Raw genomic sequence first — 20081 nt, 5'->3', positions numbered from 1 at the left:
CACTAGCCAAAATAAAAAGCTAATGTAACATGGGATTTACCGTTGTCACGCTTGGCTAACATACTATTTATCTATTATTACGCGGGTGCAGTGCCGTTTTATGCTGCTGTTTTCGCCGCAATATTATCTGCCAAACACCGGTTTTCACGGCACTTTTATCAGAGTGAGCTACGATTAATAGAGTCTGCACGAAAGCGTGTGGATGGCACTGTAGGGGGCGCGCTGATGGTGACAAAAACAAAGACTCGAGTACCGCAAGCTGAGACACGTTTGAATGACGGACCAGACTGGACGTTCGATTTGCTACAAACTTACCTTGAGGAAATCGATCGGGTGGCGAAGCACTATCGCCTCGAGACCTACCCACATCAAATCGAGGTGATCACCTCAGAGCAAATGATGGATGCCTATTCGAGTATCGGCATGCCCATCAATTATTCCCATTGGTCTTTCGGTAAGCGGTTTATCGAAACCGAGCAGCGCTACAAGCACGGCCAGCAAGGACTGGCCTATGAGATCGTTATCAACTCCGATCCCTGCATCGCTTATCTGATGGAAGAAAACACCATCACCATGCAAGCGTTGGTCATTGCGCACGCCTGTTATGGCCACAACTCCTTTTTTAAAGGTAACTATTTGTTTCGCAGTTGGACCGATGCCAGCTCGATCGTTGACTACCTGATTTTTGCCCGCCAATACATTGCCCAATGCGAAGAGCGTTACGGTGTGGAAGAGGTTGAACAACTGCTCGATTCCTGCCATGCGCTGATGAATTACGGTGTCGATCGCTACAAGCGCCCGCAAAAAATTTCGCTGGAAGAGGAAAAACTGCGTCAGAAAAGCCGTGAGGCGTATCTGCAAAGTCAGGTCAATGAGCTGTGGCGCACCCTGCCACGCCGCGATCCCGAGGTGTCGTTCGAAGCAACGCGGCGTTTCCCGCGCGAGCCGCAGGAAAATATTCTCTATTTTATGGAGAAGAACGCGCCGTTACTGGAACCCTGGCAGCGCGAAGTGCTACGCATTGTGCGCAAGGTCAGCCAATATTTTTACCCACAAAAACAGACTCAGGTCATGAATGAGGGCTGGGCAACATTTTGGCACTACACCATTCTCAATCATCTCTACGATGAAGGGAAAGTGACCGAGCGGTTTATGATGGAGTTCCTGCACAGCCACACCAATGTGGTCTATCAGCCGCCGTACAACAGCCCTTACTACAATGGCATTAACCCCTACGCACTCGGGTTCGCCATGTTCCAGGATATCAAGCGTATTTGCCAAACGCCGACGGAAGAGGACCACCACTGGTTCCCTGATATTGCTGGCAAGGACTGGCTGGAAACCCTGCATTTCGCCATGCAGAACTTCAAGGATGAAAGCTTTATCAGCCAGTTTTTGTCACCCAAGGTGATGCGCGATTTCCGGCTTTTTACCGTGCTGGATGACGACCACAACAATTATCTGGAAATTGCCGCTATCCACGATGAGGAAGGCTACCGGATGATCCGTCAGGAGCTGTCTGCGCAGTACAACCTCAGCAATCAGGAGCCGAATATTCAGGTCTGGAATGTGGATCTGCGCGGTAATCGCTCGCTGACGCTGCGCTATGTCCCTCACCATCGTGCACCGCTGGACAAAAGCAGCCACGACGTGATGAAACACGTACACCGCCTGTGGGGATTTGATGTCTATCTGGAGCAACAGAATGCGGATGGCAGTGTAGAGCTGGTTGAACGCTGTCCACCACGCAATCCTGGGGTCAACTGAAGCTAACCTCGCGTGTTGCGCTCACACCGGGCGCAACACGCGACGGCATTAATTAACGACGAACCTCAGCAATATCGCGCGGGATCTGGTTTTGCATACTGAGCCAGATAGCGCCGCTCTCTTTCCCGTAGGTGCGAACGGCATCCATTACACGCTCGTGTAACCCTTCTTTCGCGATGGTTTCCAGACGAGCATAAAAATCAATAGCCAGCTTGCGCGCATCCGGGTTAGAGAAGTAGTAACGCCCAACCCGCATATAGAGCCCTTTCAGCCCGTTGAGAATCAACCCATAAATCGGATTACCTGAAACAAACGCCAATCCACGGAAAATTGCATAATCCAGTTGTGCAAATGCATCGGCGTTGTCTTCGACACTTCCCCGCTGTATTAATACTTCCTGACTCTTATCAGGATGTTGACGCAGGGCAGTACGAATAAAGATCGCGGCAATGTTGGTGCGCACGGCCAGCAGATTATCAATCAGTTGCGGCACGCTGTCGTGATCGAGCCGCGCCAGCGTTTCCAGGATATTCAGCCCGGAAGTTTCCCAAAAATTATTGATTTTCGTGGGTTTACCGTGCTGAATCGTCAGCCAGCCATCACGTGCCAGGCGCTGTAACACCTCGCGTAACGTGGTACGGGTTACCCCGATCAGTTCCGATAATTCACGTTCCGCAGGTAAGATAGAACCGGGAGGAAAACGATTATTCCAAATGCTTTCGATAATATATTCTTCCGCGAATCCGGCAGGACTTTGCGCCTTGATAACCATGTGTGTGATGTTCCGTTGCGATATAAAAGCGGACTCATCATACCAGAGCAGCCCGCTATCACATAGCGTGGCGGGGAGACAAAAACACAATTCCGACAGAAACTGTGACACTTCACCCGCTGATTTATTTAAAAGTCACCGCATTGGGCTTAGTATTTACCCGGTCGTTTACCGTCGGTGAACGGCAAATCGGGTTTCACACCGTTAGACAATAAGGGAACAGCGAAAAAAATGACGGACATGTCTTTAGGGCGCGCACTGCGCAATAATTTTCTGGGACCATGCCCCGGCTGGTATAAATTAACCCTGCTGGGTTTTCTTATCCTCAATCCTCTGGTGTTTTTCTGGGTCAGTCCGTTTTTAGCGGGCTGGTTGCTGGTCGCGGAGTTTATTTTTACCCTGGGGATGGCCTTGAAATGCTACCCGCTTCAGCCCGGCGGGCTATTAGCTCTGCAAGCGGTGTTTATCGGCATGACGAGTCCGGATCAGATCTGGCATGAGGTTTCTCGCAATATTCCTGTCATCACGTTGCTGATGTTTATGGTTGCGGGCATCTACTTTATGAAGCCGCTGCTGCTGTTTGTGTTCACGCGGCTGTTATTGCGCATCCGTTCCAAGGTAGTGCTTTCGCTCGCCTTCTGCCTGGCGGCCGCGTTTCTCTCGGCCTTTCTTGATGCCTTGACGGTCATCGCCGTGGTGATTGGCGTCGCCACCGGATTTTACGATATTTATCACCGCTACATCACCGGGCTGGATCAACAGGCCGAGTCCAACATCAACGCTGAGCATGCGCAAACGTTAGAACAATTTCGCGCATTTCTACGCAGTTTACTGATGCATGCTGGGGTAGGCACGGCCCTCGGCGGTGTGATGACCATGGTCGGTGAGCCACAAAACCTGATCATTGCCAAAACCGCCGGCTGGGATTTTGCCAGCTTTTTCTTGCGGATGGCTGCGGTGACCATCCCGGTATTCCTGTGCGGAATCGCCACCTGCATTCTGGTAGAACGCGTAAAAATATGCGGCTACGGCGTCACGCTGCCCGACACCGTGCGTCAGGTGCTGGAGGATTACGAGCGTAAGACCAGCGCCGAGCGGGCACCGCAAGAGCGCACTATGCTGTGGATTCAGGGCATTATTGGCATCTGGCTGATTGCCGCGCTGGCGTTTCACCTGGCGGAAGTCGGTTTAATCGGACTGAGCGTGATTATTCTGGTTACCTCGTTTTGCGGCATCACCGAGGAGCACGCCATCGGCAAAGCCTTTCAGGATGCAATGCCCTTTACCGCGCTGCTTACCGTGTTCTTCGCCATCGTCGCGGTCATTATTGACCAGCAACTGTTCACACCGCTGATTCAGTTTGTGCTTCAGGGTTCGGCACAACAACAACTTACGCTGTTTTATCTGTTTAACGGCCTGCTCTCTTCTATTTCCGATAATGTGTTCGTCGGCTCGATTTATATCAACGAAGCGCATCAGGCCTTTGAACAAGGGCGCATCTCACTGGAGCAGTTTGAGCTGTTAGCCGTCGCGATCAATACCGGCACTAACCTGCCATCGGTTGCGACGCCTAATGGGCAGGCCGCCTTCCTCTTTTTGCTGACCTCGGCCCTGGCACCGCTCATTCGACTTTCTTATGGCAGAATGGTCATCATGGCGCTGCCCTATACGATCGTGATGACGCTGGTAGGCTGGCTGTGCGTTGCCTTCGCGTTAGTGCCTGCAACAGAGCTGCTTACTGAATGGCAATGGATAACGCTACCAAAACTGTAAACACAGACGCATCGCTTAGCACAACTATCGTGTATAGTGAACGGGTTACAACGCTTAAACGTTGCGTGCGATTTGTCAAAAATGGCAATCGTAAAAATGATAGATAAAGAGTATCAAATAAATAGATTGTTACGTTTTGCTCAGTGAAATGATGGCGGCATTGCCTGTACCGTCTTTGCCGCCAAATCGATCATTTTTTTTAGCATGGAATATTCGTTATGTTGCGATTTCTTAACCGCTGCTCACGTGGGCGCGGTGCCTGGCTGTTAATGGCTTTGACGGCGTTTGCCTTTGAGTTGGTCGCGCTTTATTTTCAGCATGTTATGTTGCTCAAACCTTGTGTGCTCTGTATTTACCAGCGCAGCGCACTGTTCGGCGTGATGGGAGCCGGGTTGCTGGGTGCTATCGCTCCCGCGACGCTGCTGCGGTATCCGGCGATTTTTCTGTGGATCTACAGCGCGGTCGAAGGGTTAAAGCTCGCCTGGGAACACACCAATGTCATGCTGCATCCTTCACCGTTTGCCGTCTGCGACTTCTTTGTCAGCTTCCCGTCATGGCTGCCGCTGGATAAGTGGCTGCCCTCCGTGTTCGTCGCTTCCGGTGACTGTGCCGAGCGTCAATGGCAGTTCCTGTCACTGGTGATGCCGCAGTGGATGCTGGTGATTTTCGGTGCGTTTCTGGTGATGGGCGTACTGGTGCTGATTGCCCAGCCGTTCAAGCCTAAACGTCGCGACCTGTTTAGCCGCTAATCCTGTTGTTGCCAGATGGCCTGTGCCATCTGGCCCCACATTAGCGTAAGGCCCTGTCGGCCATGCGCGACGTCAGTGGTGAAGCGAGAGGTCTAACGGATACCTGAAATCGTTACGCAATGCGTCCAACACCACAACGCGTACATGCCGATTGCAAATAAACCATATCTCATCGCGATCGTTTGCCAATATGTAATAGGCATCTGAGGTTTCTGAAGGATTAAAACACCCCAACACGCGGTACGCCGTCCCCACCGAAAATCCGCTTTGCAACGGTAGCGGTCGGGGGCCGTTGTCCAACTCCTCAATGCGTAGATATAACCCTTGTTCTAACCAAAGCATCACGCCTCACTCACCGTTAATCACATAAACTGCAAATGTAGTAAACACCTATGCATAACGGCAAGTTTACCAGGATAAATTAACGCTACACCGACGGTATTAGCGCACCAGTCTGGTTTATTCAGGTTAAGTGGCAGTATAGACCCATGCCACCATCATTCCTGTTATTTGATATCATTCATCCCCTTTGTGGGGGAACATAGTAAAAAGAATTGAATTCAAAGAGATAATTAACATGATCACTATTAAAAATAACGACCACTCCTATTCAGCATCTTTGATAAACGCCGCGTCAGCGATCTCTACGTCGAATTCAAACATCTCGTCTCAAGCTATGACATCACCACAGAATGCTGAAGAATATCATGCTGGTTGGTCAGCATGGGAGAAAGACGCCCGGCAAGGAGAGGGGGAAGAAAGGGATATTGCAGTGACGAAAATGCAAGATTGTTTAAAAAGAAACGCTGACTCCCTTAACTTAAGTAAACTCAATATCACTTCGTTACCAGATTTTATTCCTGAGCACGTTAAGGAATTACATTTAGACAGGAACAAAATTCGTTGGTTGCCTGAAAACTTACCCAAAAACCTTCATAAACTGTACGCACATGACAATCGATTAACCACACTGCCCACCAGCCTTCCAGAGACACTCTCCGAACTTTTCTTATCCAATAATGCCATAAGAGAATTTCCACGAAACCTACCATCCGGTATAGCCAAACTGGATATCAGTGATAACGGGATGGAAGGTTTTGTTAGCGATACGCCCTCTTCTCTTGTGTATCTGGATTTAAGTGGGAATGTTTTAAAGGGTTTATCCGCAGCCTTACCCCACTCAATAAAATACATCTCATTAAATGATAATAAAATAACCAAATTACCTAAAACCCTGCCAATGTCCATTCTGTATCTGAATCTAAAAAACAATTGGTTAGAGTCACTGCCAAAAAACATTTTTGGCATGACAAAAGAGACAGAGATTCATCTCAACCACAATCCTTTATCAGTAAAAACCATACTAAAACTGAATAAAATCATCAATAACGCCCACAATATCGGCCCCAGTTTTTTTTATTAAAAACAGACAAAACATTAGCAGTTTTTCACTTTCCTCAACTAACACCGTCAACTACCATAGATAGCGGAAAAGAAAAGGCCCACCGAAGTAGACCTATAGTTAAACACGACCGCAGTTTCTTACTGCGGCAGAACCCAGGTCTGTGCAAAAGAACCCGTGCAGCTTTGCAACTTGAGTGGTTTATCAAGTCCCACTGACGTCAGGCATCTTTTTGTCTCGAAGTTTTTAACGTGGGTGGGTCCCGCGGTTAGCGCATCCCAATGCTGAGCGGGATCCTTGATATCGCATCTCTTAACTACAGGCCCCATGCCATCATCAGCCAGGCACTCATCATGACTGAGTTCAATGATCTTGAAAGCCGTAGTAACCGGTGCAGTTTTTGATGCCTCGGGGCACGTTAGCAGGGTGGGAATGCCATTTGCTCCCTGAACCACACAATTACGGCCTCGGGCAATACTCACAAAGCCGTTAACCGTTGTGGCGTTCAGTGTAATGACAAACGCCTGAGCAAGATCTTGTTCCCTGATTGTGCTCTTTTCCGCTGCCATCAATGATGCTGAGCTGACCATTAAAGCCAGAACAACGGCTAACCGGCTGCAAACCTTTGCGTTTTTCATACTATTCCTCGTGTCGATTCAGTAGTCTTGGTACCACAGTGCCGTCCTGACGCTGGCCTAGCTCGCCAGGTCTTAACTGAGAAAGATACTTCATTCTCCACAACGACAAGTCACTGAACCCTGTATTACTGCCAGTAAAGCGATCGCTGATCTACATGTCGTAATACACCCACAGGCCAGGTTATTGGTGAATGCCCCTTTAAAGGTGCCGTTCTATGCCCCGTTGTAGACGCGGGCTACCGGATCATAATGGGAGGGAACGCGGACAATGCGCCCATCGGGCTCACAGGTTTCGGACCACAAGAATCAGAAATGAGGTTCACCGAGCAACACCATAACCCACCGAACTCCCGTCTTTCTTATCCCAATCAGGCCGTTCTCCGGACATGATAGCCGCTCTCTGTGATGGGGTTGGTCTGTCGTACTGATTAGGCATGGTGCTCTTAGGCTGACTGATGTGAATTTTATTCGGGTCGAAGTTCTCGACAGCGCATCCAGATACCATGATTGTTATTATCAGGGAAGTAATCACATTCCTCATGAAAAAATCCTTATGATTCCCAACAGTAGTCGGGTAATTATACAAGGTGGTATATTAGGCGACCCCACCTATCAATTCTCTCAACGTCTGCCTATATCGTTCCTCTTCAAACTCGACGCAAATGCATTGCGCCCCAACTTAATCGCAGCCTTAATCATTGCCCCTGAACCCATTGTGGTTCTGCAATATGATGCCCCTTCCCAAGATAACGATATTTATCAAGATTTATTTGCCAGGTATATTTAACTGACCCCGTTTGCGGATAACTTCGTTCAAAGTTGCTAAGATAAAGTCATTAATGTCATAACCAGTGACGCGTTTTTAACTAAACACAGTTGGTTTACCCTTTGTTTCTGTTGTTAAAACTGACGTCCAGATACCATTTTGGGCCATAAACAAGACAACGGTAGAAGGACTCGCCATGACCCTATTAGTCACATCAATCCCATTTGTTGCATTTGCCCAAGGCTCTTATCGCCAGGAGTGCTCATGAAATTAACTTTACCAATGGCACTGGTTTTATCCGGGTGCGCTGCCACAAGCCTATCCAGCCAGCAGATATCTGCGTACAACAATGACGATCTGTGTAAAGCATTAGGCACATACAACAGTCATGGGCACACAGTACTTCGCATAACCGAAGAGATAAACAAACGGGGGGCGGACATCAATCAAGAGCGGTGTTACGCTCTTTCACGAATAGAGATGAGGCGCGGTGGTAATACGCTTAAACGTGATAATCTTTTCTTTGAGAATCAAGAATTGGAACGGCAATCACGTATATCGAGAGATATACAGCGATATTTAGAAAGTCAACATTAAGCACAGTAGTACTTATGCTCTAACCTAAAGCGTAATGACATATACTTCTTCCAAATATTATTGTAGCCGTGCCGTTCCCATGTCTCTGACGGTTTGAGACTCTACTGCGTTCGTTTGAAACGCGCTGAGATCAGCCATCGCAGCGCAGATGATATACAGCGTTTACGGGAATGGGATGACTGTTAACAACAGCAGTCAACACGCTGCACCACAATGCTTACCGCGCCCACTCTGGTTTATTCAGGACAGGCGGCAATAAGTGGTAACGGTATAATAGTGTAAGCGTAAAGCGCGTTGATAGTGCGATGCATGCAAACCGCTTCATTGGTTTTTCGTTGTTTTGCACTATCCTTTTGCCCCCTATATGCCCCATTGATACGGTGCATATGGGAATCGTATTCGGTATTTTTAACAAATTGATTTTAATCGATTAATTATAAAGTGCCCGAAATTTATGCGAAAATCCATATCCGGTGTAAATTTTCGCTCCCGCTAAAACCACTCAACGAGTAACTTTGATATCATAACGCGACGCCATAAAAGCAACGGATAGCCATGAAAATAACAGAATTCAACGGAACAAGAATCTGCGTTCTCGCCGACAATGACAAACTGACACAGTGCCCAGAATGCTCCTACGCAGTGATTGAGGATTCAGGCTTCTATGTGTCGCTGTTCGTTATAGGGGGCGAGGCTTGGACTATTCATCGCGACCTGCTCTCCACGCTTGAAGATGCACTCGATCTTATAGCCGAGCGGCGTGGGCTTTTCGTTTAGCTTGCAACGGTGTTGCAGTGAACATTACTGTGTATCACCTTCCATGCTAATTTAACATCAACCCATCCAAGGCATTTCTCTATGGATACAAATCCAGGTCAAAAATAATCATCTACTAAAAGTAACGGCAGTTGCCATTCTGGGATCTGCCAAAGCGCCCTGGTGTATTGGTAGTTTCCACCAGGCCCACTGTCCCCAAAATAGGCTGATTGCGATACCCGTACACAGTTATTCCCCATCGAGAAACTGATGCCTTGATTACTGGCCCTGTACACGTTCAACGGCATTAACATCGTACCGATAGACGAACAGACTGGTATCAAATACGCTGCATCACCCGACCCCAGTTTTATCGTATCCGAGCCTTGCCGGTCGAAATCCAGCGTGAAAAACTCAACCACTTTCACTGGCGGATAGTCTGACGAGAGCATAACGTTCCCCTTCGCATTCCACAGCGTAAGCCCGGGATCTGACACAGGAAGATTGGCGCTACTTGTCACCGCCAGCAGTTTTATGGGAAGAGAAACATCCCTATTTTCCTGTGCCACCGTCGTCATTGACCAGGTTCGGTTGTAGATCCTTATTCTCCTATCCTCATCCAATCGAATTGCATAATTTAGGTCATCCCAGTGCGCAAACACCAGGCATCCCTCGCGATTCGGGAGGGTGTCAGGCAGTGAGTAACCGGACTCGATCGCTCCGGAATACGCCCAAACCACACAGCCATTTTTATCAGAATCGATTAGCGAGAAGTAGTCGGTTGAGTTGCTCAGATACAGCCCGTAATCAGAGGTGCTGTGACTGTTATCGTGCTCATACACATGTATCTTTGCCTGCTTTGCATTCGGGCAAGGACACGGTCCATAAAACCGCTTCCAGTCTACTCCTCCATAGATGGGGAGTGATGCGCTTATGTCCGTGGTATGAAAACGGACACTCGTCCTGTCGGGTGAAAGTTCAACATGATGCAACCCATAAAAATCACTCCACGTTCGGCCCAAAACATAGGGCTTGAAGGGGATAAACATCACTCGGGAATCAACTGACAACGACTTAGGCAAGGGATTCCATTCCTGGGTATTTTCCAGCTCGCCAATATAATTGAGGGTTCGGTTATTCTCCAGGAAGCTGATATTTTTATTTATAGTTTTTGAAAACACTTCGAATTTTAACATCATCTGTCCCAAGCAAAATTCGTCTCACATTATTCCTGTCGAAAACTCAATTTTATTGCCGCTCACCTTCAAATATCCGTCCCCCGAATGAGGCCCCACCATCACCAGTTCGCCCCCTTTGTTCAATTTCCACAGCGGTTGACCACCCGCTCCTCTCGCAGTCGACTGTATATCGTCCCTGATTTTTGCAAAGCTAATCGTTGCATCCCCTATCACCACACTATTCAGCACGGCCTGCGCACCTTGAGTGGTAAATATGGGTATCGGTTTATCGCCTGAGCGCGTCATAATCGACGTTCTGTCGGCTAACAGAATGATGTCCGATTGCATCCCTTTCATCGTATTTGAAACACCCAATCCGATGCCCGCCAGGTATTGTCTGCCATTGATATCAACGCCTACTTTTAACGTTCTGCACGCCTCCAACTGGCTGTTGATTTCGCCGACAACGCTGCTCTCGATACCGCTGGCTAGCATTTTCCAAGTGGGCGTCTCAGCAATTCCCTCTACGAACACATCCGTAATATCTCTGACGTCTGTACTGGACTCTCCGAATATCCAGTTCGTCCATGGTCCCTGATTCCCAGACCTGTCAACGATACGGGCTCGATAAAAGAACTCCTGACCAATACTGAGCCCCATTTGCTGATACGTGCGCATGGGATATGTGACATCGGCCAGCAATAACACATTCTGGCCATCATTTGTCGGGGAATACTGAATTTCCGTTTTCAGTGTGTCATCACTGCCGGCAGGGAAATACCAGTTAAGTTGAATGCCAAAAACGAGTGCCGTCGTGGTGAAGCTCGCCAGCGCCGGCGGGCTGCCCTCTTTGCCGTGAAGCCGGGTTTCCTGTGCGTTGGCCCACAGGCTGGATATTTCTGCCGCGTTAATGGCACGGACTCTTGCCTGATATTGCCCGGCGTAAATACCAGGTACTTCAAAGCCCAGCGCAGAAGTGCGCGGAGCATTTATCCAGTTACCGTTATCACGCCGCCATTGAGATTCATAAGCGATTGCGCTTTCAGCCCGATCCCACGTCACACGCAATGTCGTCATGTTTATGCCCTGATCAACGGTGTTGTAACTGCCAATCTCAACATTCGCTGGCGCGGGTTGCGCAGACGGAGGAACAACACTGATAGGCCGCGACTCAATACGCGCGCCGTTATCAATCTTGTCCCATTTGTCCGGGTCATACTCGACGCCGGTTATATCAAATGACAGGCCGCCATCAGCCTCGGCCACACCAACAATACGGTACAGTTGCAAAGCCAAATCAGTGGCATCTATCGCCCATACAGATTCAGCGATCGGCGTTTCGCTGTAGTCTGTTGTGACCGTAATGATTTTACCGTTTACCGCCTCAATGGTGCGCCCTTCTGCTTTCCCACTCGGCAGGTTAACAATCAGACGCTCACCAACTGCGGCAGAAGAGATGCGATCGAGCGTGATGTTTCGACCGTCAACCACGCTGATGCGGCCCCCCAAAGGACGTCCTGCCAGTAACGAATCAGCCACCCCTACAATAGAACCAGGCACCGGAATATCGCCATCCAGCCCCATCATATACGCAATGGCCCGGTCCGCATCATTGGTGTGCAAAACCCATTTACCACGGCGGATCGCCTCCGTCTGGCGAATACAACCAATCGCCGTCACTTCAGCCTGTTTGATTCCGTATCGCTTAACCAGCTTGTTATCATTAACGGCCTCAACAGCATCCTGATAGCTATTAGCCGGATCGGACCAGGCCACCATAGCCTGGCTGTAATGTGTTTTTTCGCTGGCGTTGCTGTATGTAAACCTCCCGTCTTTCACGTTGGCACGCGTGACGATGTAATCAATGTCACGCGGCATATCGGCGATCACATTCATCTGGTTGTTGCCCCAGAACGTGGCACCGCGAAAAATGGCGGCCAGATCGTTAAGTACAGTCCAGGCATCTTCCTGCGATTGAATATATACGTCGCATAAAAACCGTGGCTCGGTACCCTTACCACCACGGCCATCAGGAACCAACTGATCGCAATACTGCGCAATCTGGTACAGCGTCCACTTTGAAATGGAGAGATTTTCAGCCTTGATGCGGTTGCCAAGGCCAAAGCGCTCGCTTATCTGAATATCGTAATACACCCAGGCCGGGTTATTGGTGAACGCCCATTTAAAGGTGCCGCTCCATGCCCCGCTGTAGACGCGGGCTACCGGATCATAATTTGAGGGAACGCGGATAATGCGCCCATCGGGCTCACAGGAAATCACCGGAATTTTCTGGAACTGCTTCGCATCAAACTGAACAAACAACAGCGCGGTTTCCGGGTAACGTAGTTTCGCATCAATAATTTCTGTGATGGCATCAATCGCCATTTTATCGGCGATGCGGTTACTGGTTGTGTTGGGCGTAATACGACGAACACGAATTTGCCAACCAGTAGATGCGTTGGGCAGGTCGATACGGTGGCTACGCTCATATTTCGTTGTGGCCTTCCCATCTATCGCCGTTTTCAGCAGTTCCTTATAGCTACCACCATCTGTGGCCACATCAATGGCATACTCAATGCGGTAGCCCACGACATCGCCGTTATCCCGTTGCTGCTGGAGTGCAGACCACGAAAAGCGCAATCGTACTGCCGAAAGCTGAGTATTGGTGAGCGAACGTCCCCAAGCAGCCTGGCTCGTTAATTCTGTATTGACGGTAATTTCATTCTCTACGCCAGGGAAACCAGGGATATAGGATTGATCCGGCGTACCGGAACGAAACTCCCACTTAACCCCGGAAAAATTAGTGTTACCGTTGGCATCAGTGATCGGCGTACCGTCCAGAAAAATACGCGAGCCATCAAGTCCGCCGCTAAACTCTCCCTCACCCAGCGCCAACAGGATTTTTGCGTAAGATGTCGACTGAATAGAATCCGGTGACTCAACTGGCGTCCGGGCATTGCCGCTGCCACCTTTTCGGCCACTAATTGTCTGCATGGATACTCCAGAAACGAAAAACCCACGCGAAGTGGGCATAACTGTTCAAATATCAGGCTATACGGCCTGCGATTATAGGGTTAACTTGAAAATCAAAAAACATTACGCTCTACACCATCGGGAACCCATCAGCCCGCCTGAGCATGTGCACAAGCGCCTCTCCCAGAGGAGATGGCTGATTACCTCTGGATTAAGGAAACAATATGTCCACATCTCAAGAGTTAGAAATAATTAAAAATGAAATTGAATTTTTGCAGCATCGTTTGGGTGGCGCAGAATACCTGATAAAAATTCTAATTCAGAAACTTCCATCCGAAGAAATTACTGCCATAGAAAAAATCATCAATGATAATATTGAAATCTATGGCTCCGATAGCGTTAGCACCGACGTTTTGAATGAAAGTCTACGGCTTTTGGGAAAGTAAGTTTTTACTCCATCTTTAGCGGCCTTACTTATGGCCGCTCTGACTCTGATGCACTCTGAATCATCTATGATAATGGTTTCAGTATTTTCCACATGACACTGTTCCAATCATTATGTTATGTAGACCTTCTAACTTCAGCATCAACCAGACATTTATGCTCAACAAATTTATTATCAAATAAATCATTGGCACGCGGTTTCGAGATAGTTATCTTATTACCGAACATCATATTACCGCTAATCAATCAATTGCCGATATACAATTCAGTTGAATTTTTAATATCAAGTTTATCTTGCATAAAAAACCTTATTGTCGATCTTCTGCATAAATACCCGCTGAGATAATTGCGCCACCAATTCGACGGCGGCCATACAAGATAGGTACCGGATTACCCTGAGCCATGGAGTTGACCGGTCCGCCAAATGCGTAGGAGGGCTTGTTGTCAGGAGATTCGCGCACTGAAAGCCCCCCTTGCATCGGGGTGAGCATTTGAACTATCCCGCCGATCGCCATCGATATTCCTATCGCACCAACCAAATCACTCGCCCATAATGCCGCCCCCCAGGGGGCAAAGGTTCCGATGGCTAACAACGCGACGCCGAGGATCGTTTGAAACATCCCTGCTTTTTTGCTCCCGATGATTACGGGCGCAATTCTGATTTCGCTGCTGACATTAAAATCCAGTTCATCCCTCGCGAGGTTTCGTTTACCGTCAAATACGGCGTAAGTTAACCCTCGCGCCTTGCTTGTCAGCAGGAACTTTTCAAAGCCGGGGATAACCACACTGAGCGCCTTGATAGCTTCCTGGCGGCTTTCAACCGCCAGACGGTGCACCCGCCCAAAGGTTACTCCCAGCACCCCATACAAGCGGATAGTTTTCAGGGTTTGATACTCGATCTCAACTGACATTAGCGCCTCCTGTATAACGCAGGCGGATTATGGTTCTGTCCAGCCAATAACCGTCATAAGGGACTTTCTGGCTCAACTGGTTGTACATGTGATGGATCATTTCACCGTTACCAACGTAGACGGCAGCATGATTCGGCTCACTGGCGCGCACTTGCATAATGATTACGTCACCGACCTGCAACGCGTCATTGACTGCAACACCTCCTGCATCAGCATAATTTTTAAGATAAAGGTTCTCTCCCCGCTCCCACCATCCATCTGAACGTTCAAAATTGGGCAGCGTTATGCCGCGTTCCAACTGATACCAGTCACGCACAATGGCGTAGCAATCCCAGATGCCATGCACAAAAGGACGCCCCAGCAACGGCTTGATACCCTCCGTTGGCAGAATGGTGCGAATATCTCCCTCCGGCCAACTGGCTATAACCCACGGCAGTTGCGACACATCACATTCGGCCAGATCAACATGACTCGGCTGTGTGGTGGCATCAGGATGACTGTGGACAATGGCAATGATGGTCCCGCTATCCTCCGCCTCTGCGTAATCCTCCGGGTTCATGGTGAAATGCTCTTCCGGCTCCAACGCCTGATTGCGACAGCGCACGTAGCGCTGTTTCCGGCCGCTCTGCACAATCAGTCCGCATGCCTCATACGGATAAACCTGCTCGGCGTGGGACAGTATTTCTGTAATGATTAATTTGCTGAGTTTCACTATTTACCTCTTAATCAGCGCGGAGCCAGGGAAACCGCCGAACGGTAATTCAGCATCTTCACCAAAACGCAGTTTGCAGCCGGTTGACAGCAACCCCGAACATTCATCCAGCGCAGGATCGTCAACAGGATTGCCATCTGCATTAAAATATTTTGTTCCCGTATAACCACAGGATGCCCCCCGATACTGGCCGCGCATGCACCAGGTGCACAGGCTGTGTATTTGTCGAGTGGGGATCATGATGCCTTGCAAGTCTGCTGGGGATGACAACTTGAAGCTGATTGATTCATCATCTTCTGCGGTTTTACTGTCGATATACCAGACCTCTAACCGCTCCTGCGTTGGATCGGCGTCGGCGTTACCTTCAGGAAAATTTCGCGCATCAAGATAGTGCGCAAACGTGGTGTGAATCCGCACCGTCGCTTGCGCCAGGTTCTGATAGGCCAGACAAAGCGCGGTTATGGTGCCATCGATATTACCCACCGCCAGTGTGGGCGTCGGGGCACTGCCATTGCTGGTCATTTCCAGCCCCTCAACCTGCGTTGGCCACGCTTTGTATTCTTTGCCCTGCCACCAAATCGATTTGGCGAGAAGCTTTGTTTCGTCATCCCCGACTGCCGCGATTTCTTCCGCTGAATGAGGAATAGGATAATTGTGGAAATACAGTTCCGGGCCATCAAATGCAGTGCAATCCACTTCGAACAGGCGCACGCGATCGCCAGGCTCCAGTTTTTGGGAGTCGGTGTTCAAGGGCATATTGTTTATCTCTGAAACAAAAAACCCAGCTCTATGGCTGGGTTCGCTAAATGTAGATTATTTGGAATCAGTGTAGAATTTTATTTGCCACATTTTTGGCAACCTGAACAGCTACATCATCCCAAGCAGACTCAAGAATCCCAGTCTGACTTGTCCCGCCGATGGTCGGATCTTTCTTTTGCGAACGGAATTCACCAGACCATTGTACCCCATTAAATTCAAACTGGGCCTTTAAATAAACCGTACCAACGTCAATGGCGGGAGTAATATTAAACATTCCCGCAGAATATTCAAATCCGCTTTTTGCTTCTACAACAGTGATTGTCAATGGCTTTCCATTATTTGAAATAACTGCAAAGGTAGATATTGCTTCTTCGATCCTGGCTGACAATGCAACGCCTGTTGGTACTCTGGTACGAGTACCACCGCCGACGAAGCCATCCGCCCCTTGAATATCAATTCTTTTTGGGAATGTATTTGGGTCCCACTTAATATTTATATTTGGTTTGTTTTCTTGTTTAACCATCGATTGTGCTTCCTTTACAGAATCGAAACCAAGTCGATTATTAAAAGGAAGATTAACAGTACAACCCGACAAAAAGGTTACTCCAATCAGAGTAATGATTATTTTTTTCATAAAACGTATCCATGTGTAGTTGTAGTCACATCCAAAAATAAATTACCACTATTTGCCCAGTAGTTCCACTTTCATGAGGGGAGCGAATAGATCCGTTTAAGATAAAAATGCCTGTTCAAAAGTTGCTAATACAATCCCCTGGGTTTTGCCAATTGACACAAACCTTATCGAGTCTGCTACAGCTAAATACAGCCCCATATCACCGTGCGGAGGCGTCCAGATGAACGCCTTTTTCCGGTGGCGTCGGAGAAAATCACGGATCGCTATCACCACTTCAACCTTTCCACGAAACGAATAGGGAAAACGGATTTTCTCACTGTTGAGCCCTTCTCCTGACACCTGGGTATAACCATCACCAAACTGCACTTTTCGTACAGTTTCGGCATACTCGATTTCAGGTCGATTGCCTATTTGCGTCGGCCAGGAAAATGTTTCTATCGTCATCTGCGCCCCGCTCTGGCCCGTGTCAATCCGCCTCCCTGGCCTGTTTCTTTGGCAAGGAGCACCTTGAAACGGTGATCAACAAATTGCCCAATATCTTTCCCAAGCTGCTCATATCCTGCTGAGCTTTGGGTCGATACACCTTCATTGGTAATACTGATGCTCACCTGCGGCGCACCACCAGCAACGGCCCCGAGCGCACGAACCCCCAGAACCCCATTGGCGTTTCGGGTTAATGGCATAATGGCCTCCGGCCCTGCCTCCCCCATTAAGCCAGCCCCTCTTGCAAAGGCAAACAACGTAGGGTTATCGACGATCTGCCCGGAAAATGATGACAAACTTGCGGATGAATACACACCACCTTTGGCATTAGGGACAAGGCTACCGAATCCTAATGCGCTGAGCCCCTTAACCAACGAAGCTTTCACCATGATGTCAGTCAGCATGGTCAGAATAGATCGGGTGAAGTCTTTAAAATTTGACTTCCCGGTGGTCAGGAATTGGGTTAATTGACCGCTCAACCCGTTAAGCGTCGCCAGTCCCACCTGCTGAACCTGGCTGTAGGCGTTGGTAGCGGCATCAGCATATTCAGACCATGCAGATTTAGCGCCGGCCTGCCAGCTACTGCGTAAAACATCCTGCTCTGCATGATATTTATGCAAGGCATCAAGTTCTGCCTGATAGCCTGAGTCATTAAGGCGACCACCTTGATTCACCCATCCTTGCCGTAACTGCGCCTCCTCCAGATTCCGCTGAGTTTGGCGGTTACTTGATCCTGTACTATCCCTTAGCGCTGCTGTCTTCTCAGCCATCTGGGTAACGTATTTCTGAGAAGTATCCTGTAGTTTATTCAGGCGCTCCTGAACAACTATCTGGTCACCCAGTTTCGCATTAATTTCTGCCTGAGCCAGCACGCGACTCTTGCTAGCCAGTAGCGATTGATCTTCTTTACTCAGCGCCCTGTTGCGGGCGGCATCCTCCAATACGGAAAACTTCGCCTGCATTTCCCATAGTGCTTGGCGCTGACGACTAATGGTATCATTCACACCGGTGTGTTGCTGAAGCACCCTCAATTGCGCTTCAAGGGCCAGCGTTTGTGCGCTGCTGTTATCAAAAGAGCGATCACCCGCAGATGTCCTTACCGCACCAGGCTTTTTAAGCGAATCCTCATACGCTTTCTTCGCCGCCTTCATGTTGATGTCGTAATCGGCCTGAATAATGTTTCCGGTTTTTAACGCATCATTCAGTTCTTTCTGGCGAGCAGTATATTTTTCAAGTGCAGTTTGTGTTTTCGTATAATTTGTCTGCGCCTGGGCGGCATATTTCTGGCGAGCTGATTCGGCCTCCGCTTCACGTCTGGCATTATCCTCCGTCGCTTTTGATACCAGTGCCTGCTGTTGCGCCATGTCCAGGGCAAGGCGGGAAGTTTCCCGGTTATTCCAGTACCGGGCTCGCGCCGTATCATTCACAAAGGGATCGCCTTTACGCAGACTCCAAATCTTGTCTGCGCGATCAAACGCTTCCTGTGCCTTTTTCAGCATTCCGGCACTGGTATCAGGCCGTCCAATATCCAGCGCAGCATCCCACATGGATTTGAATGTGCGGGAAAGCGAATTTGCCGCCCGTTCAATCGTGCCCATATTCTGTTCAATACGAGACGTTTGCGTTTCAAACCCGCTGGTCGCCAACTCATTGGCGGCCTGCAATGCTGCCGTCTCATCCCCGGAGCGTTGCAATGCAGCCACATAGGCTATCTGCTCCGCCGTCACATTATGAAACTGCTTAGCCATAGCAATAAGTCCGGAGGAAGGATCATCGCTGAGCTTTGCAAAAGCCTCCGCCACCTTTTCCAGCGGAACGCCTGAGACTGTCGTAAAGCGGGAAACGGCAATGGTCATCTGTTCAAAACGGGCTCCTGCCGAAACACCGGCATTTACCAGCGCGGTGAGTGCTGCACTGGCTTGCCCAAAGGTCACACCAGACAGTTCTGCCGCCGTCGCTATGTTGAACATTTTACTGGCAGTAAGTCCGGCACTGTTCCCTGACAGCACCAGCGTTTTGTTGAAGTCAGATAATACTGACGAGCCCTGATAAAAGGCATATGCGATCGTTCCAATTGCTGCCCCTAACCCAACAAGGCCAAGTTTTACCGGAGATATAGTGCTGGCTAATGCAAAAAAAGTCCCTCGCAGCCCGCCGAAAGAGTCTTTGACCTGGCCACCTTGCTGCAACAAGATCAGCCACGGATTTTGACCACCAGCCAATTGGACAGCCACGTCAGTCATCTGCGCCGGTAACATCTGCATCGCCATGCGATACTGACCAACAGATATCCCCGCCCTGCGGGCAGCGATTTCTTGTGTTGAAAACGCTTTCTGCGTTTGAAGGGACGCATCATTCGCAGCCGTACCCAGCCCCGTCAATTGCTGCCGGACGCGTGTAACCTGCTCATTGAATTTTGCGGCATTAACATCCAACTCAACGGTTAAATCACCCACTGTCTGGGCCATAGCGAACTCCTCCTGCAATACTTTCAGCAATGCCCATCAAGGTTTCGTCATCGGTATCTTCATCTGATGCATTTGTATTCAACAGGCTAAAATCACCGAGGCTCAGATCGTGTTTGCAGTTAACGGACACCATCAGGAAACCCAGTCGAGCAAAATGCGCATCCAGTAAACCATCGTAAAAATAATTGAGCTGGTAATAATCGGACCACTCATACAGCTCAGTGGATGACATGCCGGATAACATACGGCGCCAGTCAGGGCGGTTAAATTCCCTGGCCAGGCGCATCACGAATGCCTTC

Annotated in this window: 19 protein-coding genes; 7 read left to right on the top strand and 12 right to left on the bottom strand. The window is 49.1% G+C overall.

Translation table 11 applies throughout. The annotated features are described in order from the left end of the window. Positions 1 to 225: 225 nt before the first annotated feature. Positions 226 to 1767, top strand: a complete 1542-nt coding sequence (locus tag J5069_RS03770) for a SpoVR family protein (RefSeq protein WP_264642594.1) — start codon at positions 226 to 228, stop codon at positions 1765 to 1767. Positions 1768 to 1819: 52 nt separating this feature from the next. Here the strand turns inward: J5069_RS03770 and fadR are convergent, their stop codons facing one another. Beyond that, complete coding sequence (fadR, locus tag J5069_RS03765) at positions 1820 to 2539, bottom strand: fatty acid metabolism transcriptional regulator FadR (protein WP_264642593.1); 720 nt, start codon at positions 2537 to 2539, stop codon at positions 1820 to 1822. A 231-nt stretch (positions 2540 to 2770) separates the two neighbouring features. Here fadR and nhaB point away from each other — a divergent pair, with 231 nt between their 5' ends. Next, on the top strand, positions 2771 to 4312 hold the full coding sequence (nhaB, locus tag J5069_RS03760; protein ID WP_264642592.1) for a sodium/proton antiporter NhaB: 1542 nt from the start codon (positions 2771 to 2773) through the stop codon (positions 4310 to 4312). A gap of 218 nt (positions 4313 to 4530) precedes the next feature. Then, the gene (gene dsbB, locus J5069_RS03755; RefSeq protein WP_264642591.1) at positions 4531 to 5061 is read left to right on the top strand and encodes a disulfide bond formation protein DsbB; all 531 of its coding nucleotides are present in this window, start codon (positions 4531 to 4533) and stop codon (positions 5059 to 5061) included. Positions 5062 to 5133: 72 nt separating this feature from the next. Here dsbB and J5069_RS03750 read toward each other — a convergent pair whose 3' ends face one another. Further along, positions 5134 to 5403 carry a hypothetical protein gene (locus J5069_RS03750; RefSeq protein WP_264642590.1) on the bottom strand — a complete coding sequence of 90 codons (270 nt, stop codon included), beginning with the start codon at positions 5401 to 5403 and terminating at the stop codon, positions 5134 to 5136. Between the two features lie 235 nt (positions 5404 to 5638). Between J5069_RS03750 and J5069_RS03745 the strand changes: the two genes are divergently transcribed. Beyond that, on the top strand, positions 5639 to 6484 hold the full coding sequence (locus tag J5069_RS03745; protein WP_264642589.1) for a leucine-rich repeat domain-containing protein: 846 nt from the start codon (positions 5639 to 5641) through the stop codon (positions 6482 to 6484). Positions 6485 to 6603: 119 nt separating this feature from the next. On the opposite strand, the gene J5069_RS03740 is transcribed toward J5069_RS03745, so the two are convergent. Beyond that, on the bottom strand, positions 6604 to 7101 hold the full coding sequence (locus J5069_RS03740) for an RICIN domain-containing protein (RefSeq protein ID WP_264642588.1): 498 nt from the start codon (positions 7099 to 7101) through the stop codon (positions 6604 to 6606). 1030 nt (positions 7102 to 8131) lie between these two features. Here J5069_RS03740 and J5069_RS03735 point away from each other — a divergent pair. Further along, a complete protein-coding gene (locus tag J5069_RS03735) occupies positions 8132 to 8464 on the top strand; it encodes a hypothetical protein (protein ID WP_264642587.1) in 333 nt (110 codons plus the stop codon). A 555-nt stretch (positions 8465 to 9019) separates the two neighbouring features. Then, positions 9020 to 9241 (top strand): hypothetical protein, encoded by a 222-nt coding sequence (locus tag J5069_RS03730; RefSeq protein ID WP_264642586.1) that lies wholly within the window; start codon positions 9020 to 9022, stop codon positions 9239 to 9241. 98 nt (positions 9242 to 9339) lie between these two features. Here the strand turns inward: J5069_RS03730 and J5069_RS03725 are convergent, their stop codons facing one another. After that, positions 9340 to 10419, bottom strand: coding sequence for a DUF6453 family protein (locus tag J5069_RS03725; RefSeq protein WP_264642585.1), 1080 nt, complete (start codon positions 10417 to 10419; stop codon positions 9340 to 9342). Positions 10420 to 10440: 21 nt separating this feature from the next. Beyond that, positions 10441 to 13392: a phage tail protein gene (locus J5069_RS03720; protein WP_264642584.1), complete on the bottom strand. Its 2952-nt coding sequence runs from the start codon at positions 13390 to 13392 to the stop codon at positions 10441 to 10443. A gap of 203 nt (positions 13393 to 13595) precedes the next feature. Between J5069_RS03720 and J5069_RS03715 the strand changes: the two genes are divergently transcribed. Next, positions 13596 to 13817, top strand: coding sequence for a hypothetical protein (locus tag J5069_RS03715; RefSeq protein WP_264642583.1), 222 nt, complete (start codon positions 13596 to 13598; stop codon positions 13815 to 13817). 306 nt (positions 13818 to 14123) lie between these two features. Here J5069_RS03715 and J5069_RS03710 read toward each other — a convergent pair whose 3' ends face one another. The 7 genes from J5069_RS03710 to J5069_RS03680 form a co-directional block, all read right to left on the bottom strand. Next, positions 14124 to 14726: a tail assembly protein gene (locus J5069_RS03710; protein ID WP_264642582.1), complete on the bottom strand. Its 603-nt coding sequence runs from the start codon at positions 14724 to 14726 to the stop codon at positions 14124 to 14126. Beyond that, positions 14716 to 15438: a C40 family peptidase gene (locus J5069_RS03705; RefSeq protein WP_264642581.1), complete on the bottom strand. Its 723-nt coding sequence runs from the start codon at positions 15436 to 15438 to the stop codon at positions 14716 to 14718. The genes J5069_RS03710 and J5069_RS03705 overlap by 11 nt, the downstream gene beginning before the upstream one ends. A 3-nt stretch (positions 15439 to 15441) precedes the next feature. Beyond that, positions 15442 to 16194 carry a phage minor tail protein L gene (locus tag J5069_RS03700; protein ID WP_264642580.1) on the bottom strand — a complete coding sequence of 251 codons (753 nt, stop codon included), beginning with the start codon at positions 16192 to 16194 and terminating at the stop codon, positions 15442 to 15444. A gap of 67 nt (positions 16195 to 16261) precedes the next feature. Continuing rightward, positions 16262 to 16831, bottom strand: coding sequence for a hypothetical protein (locus J5069_RS03695; protein WP_264642579.1), 570 nt, complete (start codon positions 16829 to 16831; stop codon positions 16262 to 16264). Between the two features lie 96 nt (positions 16832 to 16927). Next, on the bottom strand, positions 16928 to 17275 hold the full coding sequence (locus J5069_RS03690; protein WP_264642578.1) for a phage tail protein: 348 nt from the start codon (positions 17273 to 17275) through the stop codon (positions 16928 to 16930). Beyond that, on the bottom strand, positions 17272 to 19782 hold the full coding sequence (locus tag J5069_RS03685) for a phage tail tape measure protein (RefSeq protein WP_264642577.1): 2511 nt from the start codon (positions 19780 to 19782) through the stop codon (positions 17272 to 17274). The genes J5069_RS03690 and J5069_RS03685 overlap by 4 nt, the downstream gene beginning before the upstream one ends. Continuing rightward, positions 19763 to 20068 (bottom strand): phage tail assembly protein T, encoded by a 306-nt coding sequence (locus J5069_RS03680; RefSeq protein ID WP_264643715.1) that lies wholly within the window; start codon positions 20066 to 20068, stop codon positions 19763 to 19765. The genes J5069_RS03685 and J5069_RS03680 overlap by 20 nt, the downstream gene beginning before the upstream one ends. Between the last annotated feature and the right edge of the window lie 13 nt (positions 20069 to 20081).

The organism is Candidatus Symbiopectobacterium sp. NZEC127 (assembly GCF_025962675.1).
In the GTDB taxonomy this organism is placed as follows: Bacteria; Pseudomonadota; Gammaproteobacteria; order Enterobacterales; family Enterobacteriaceae; genus Symbiopectobacterium.
Note: the sequence above shows the minus strand (reverse complement) of the source record. Positions and strands in the feature narration are given on the sequence as shown.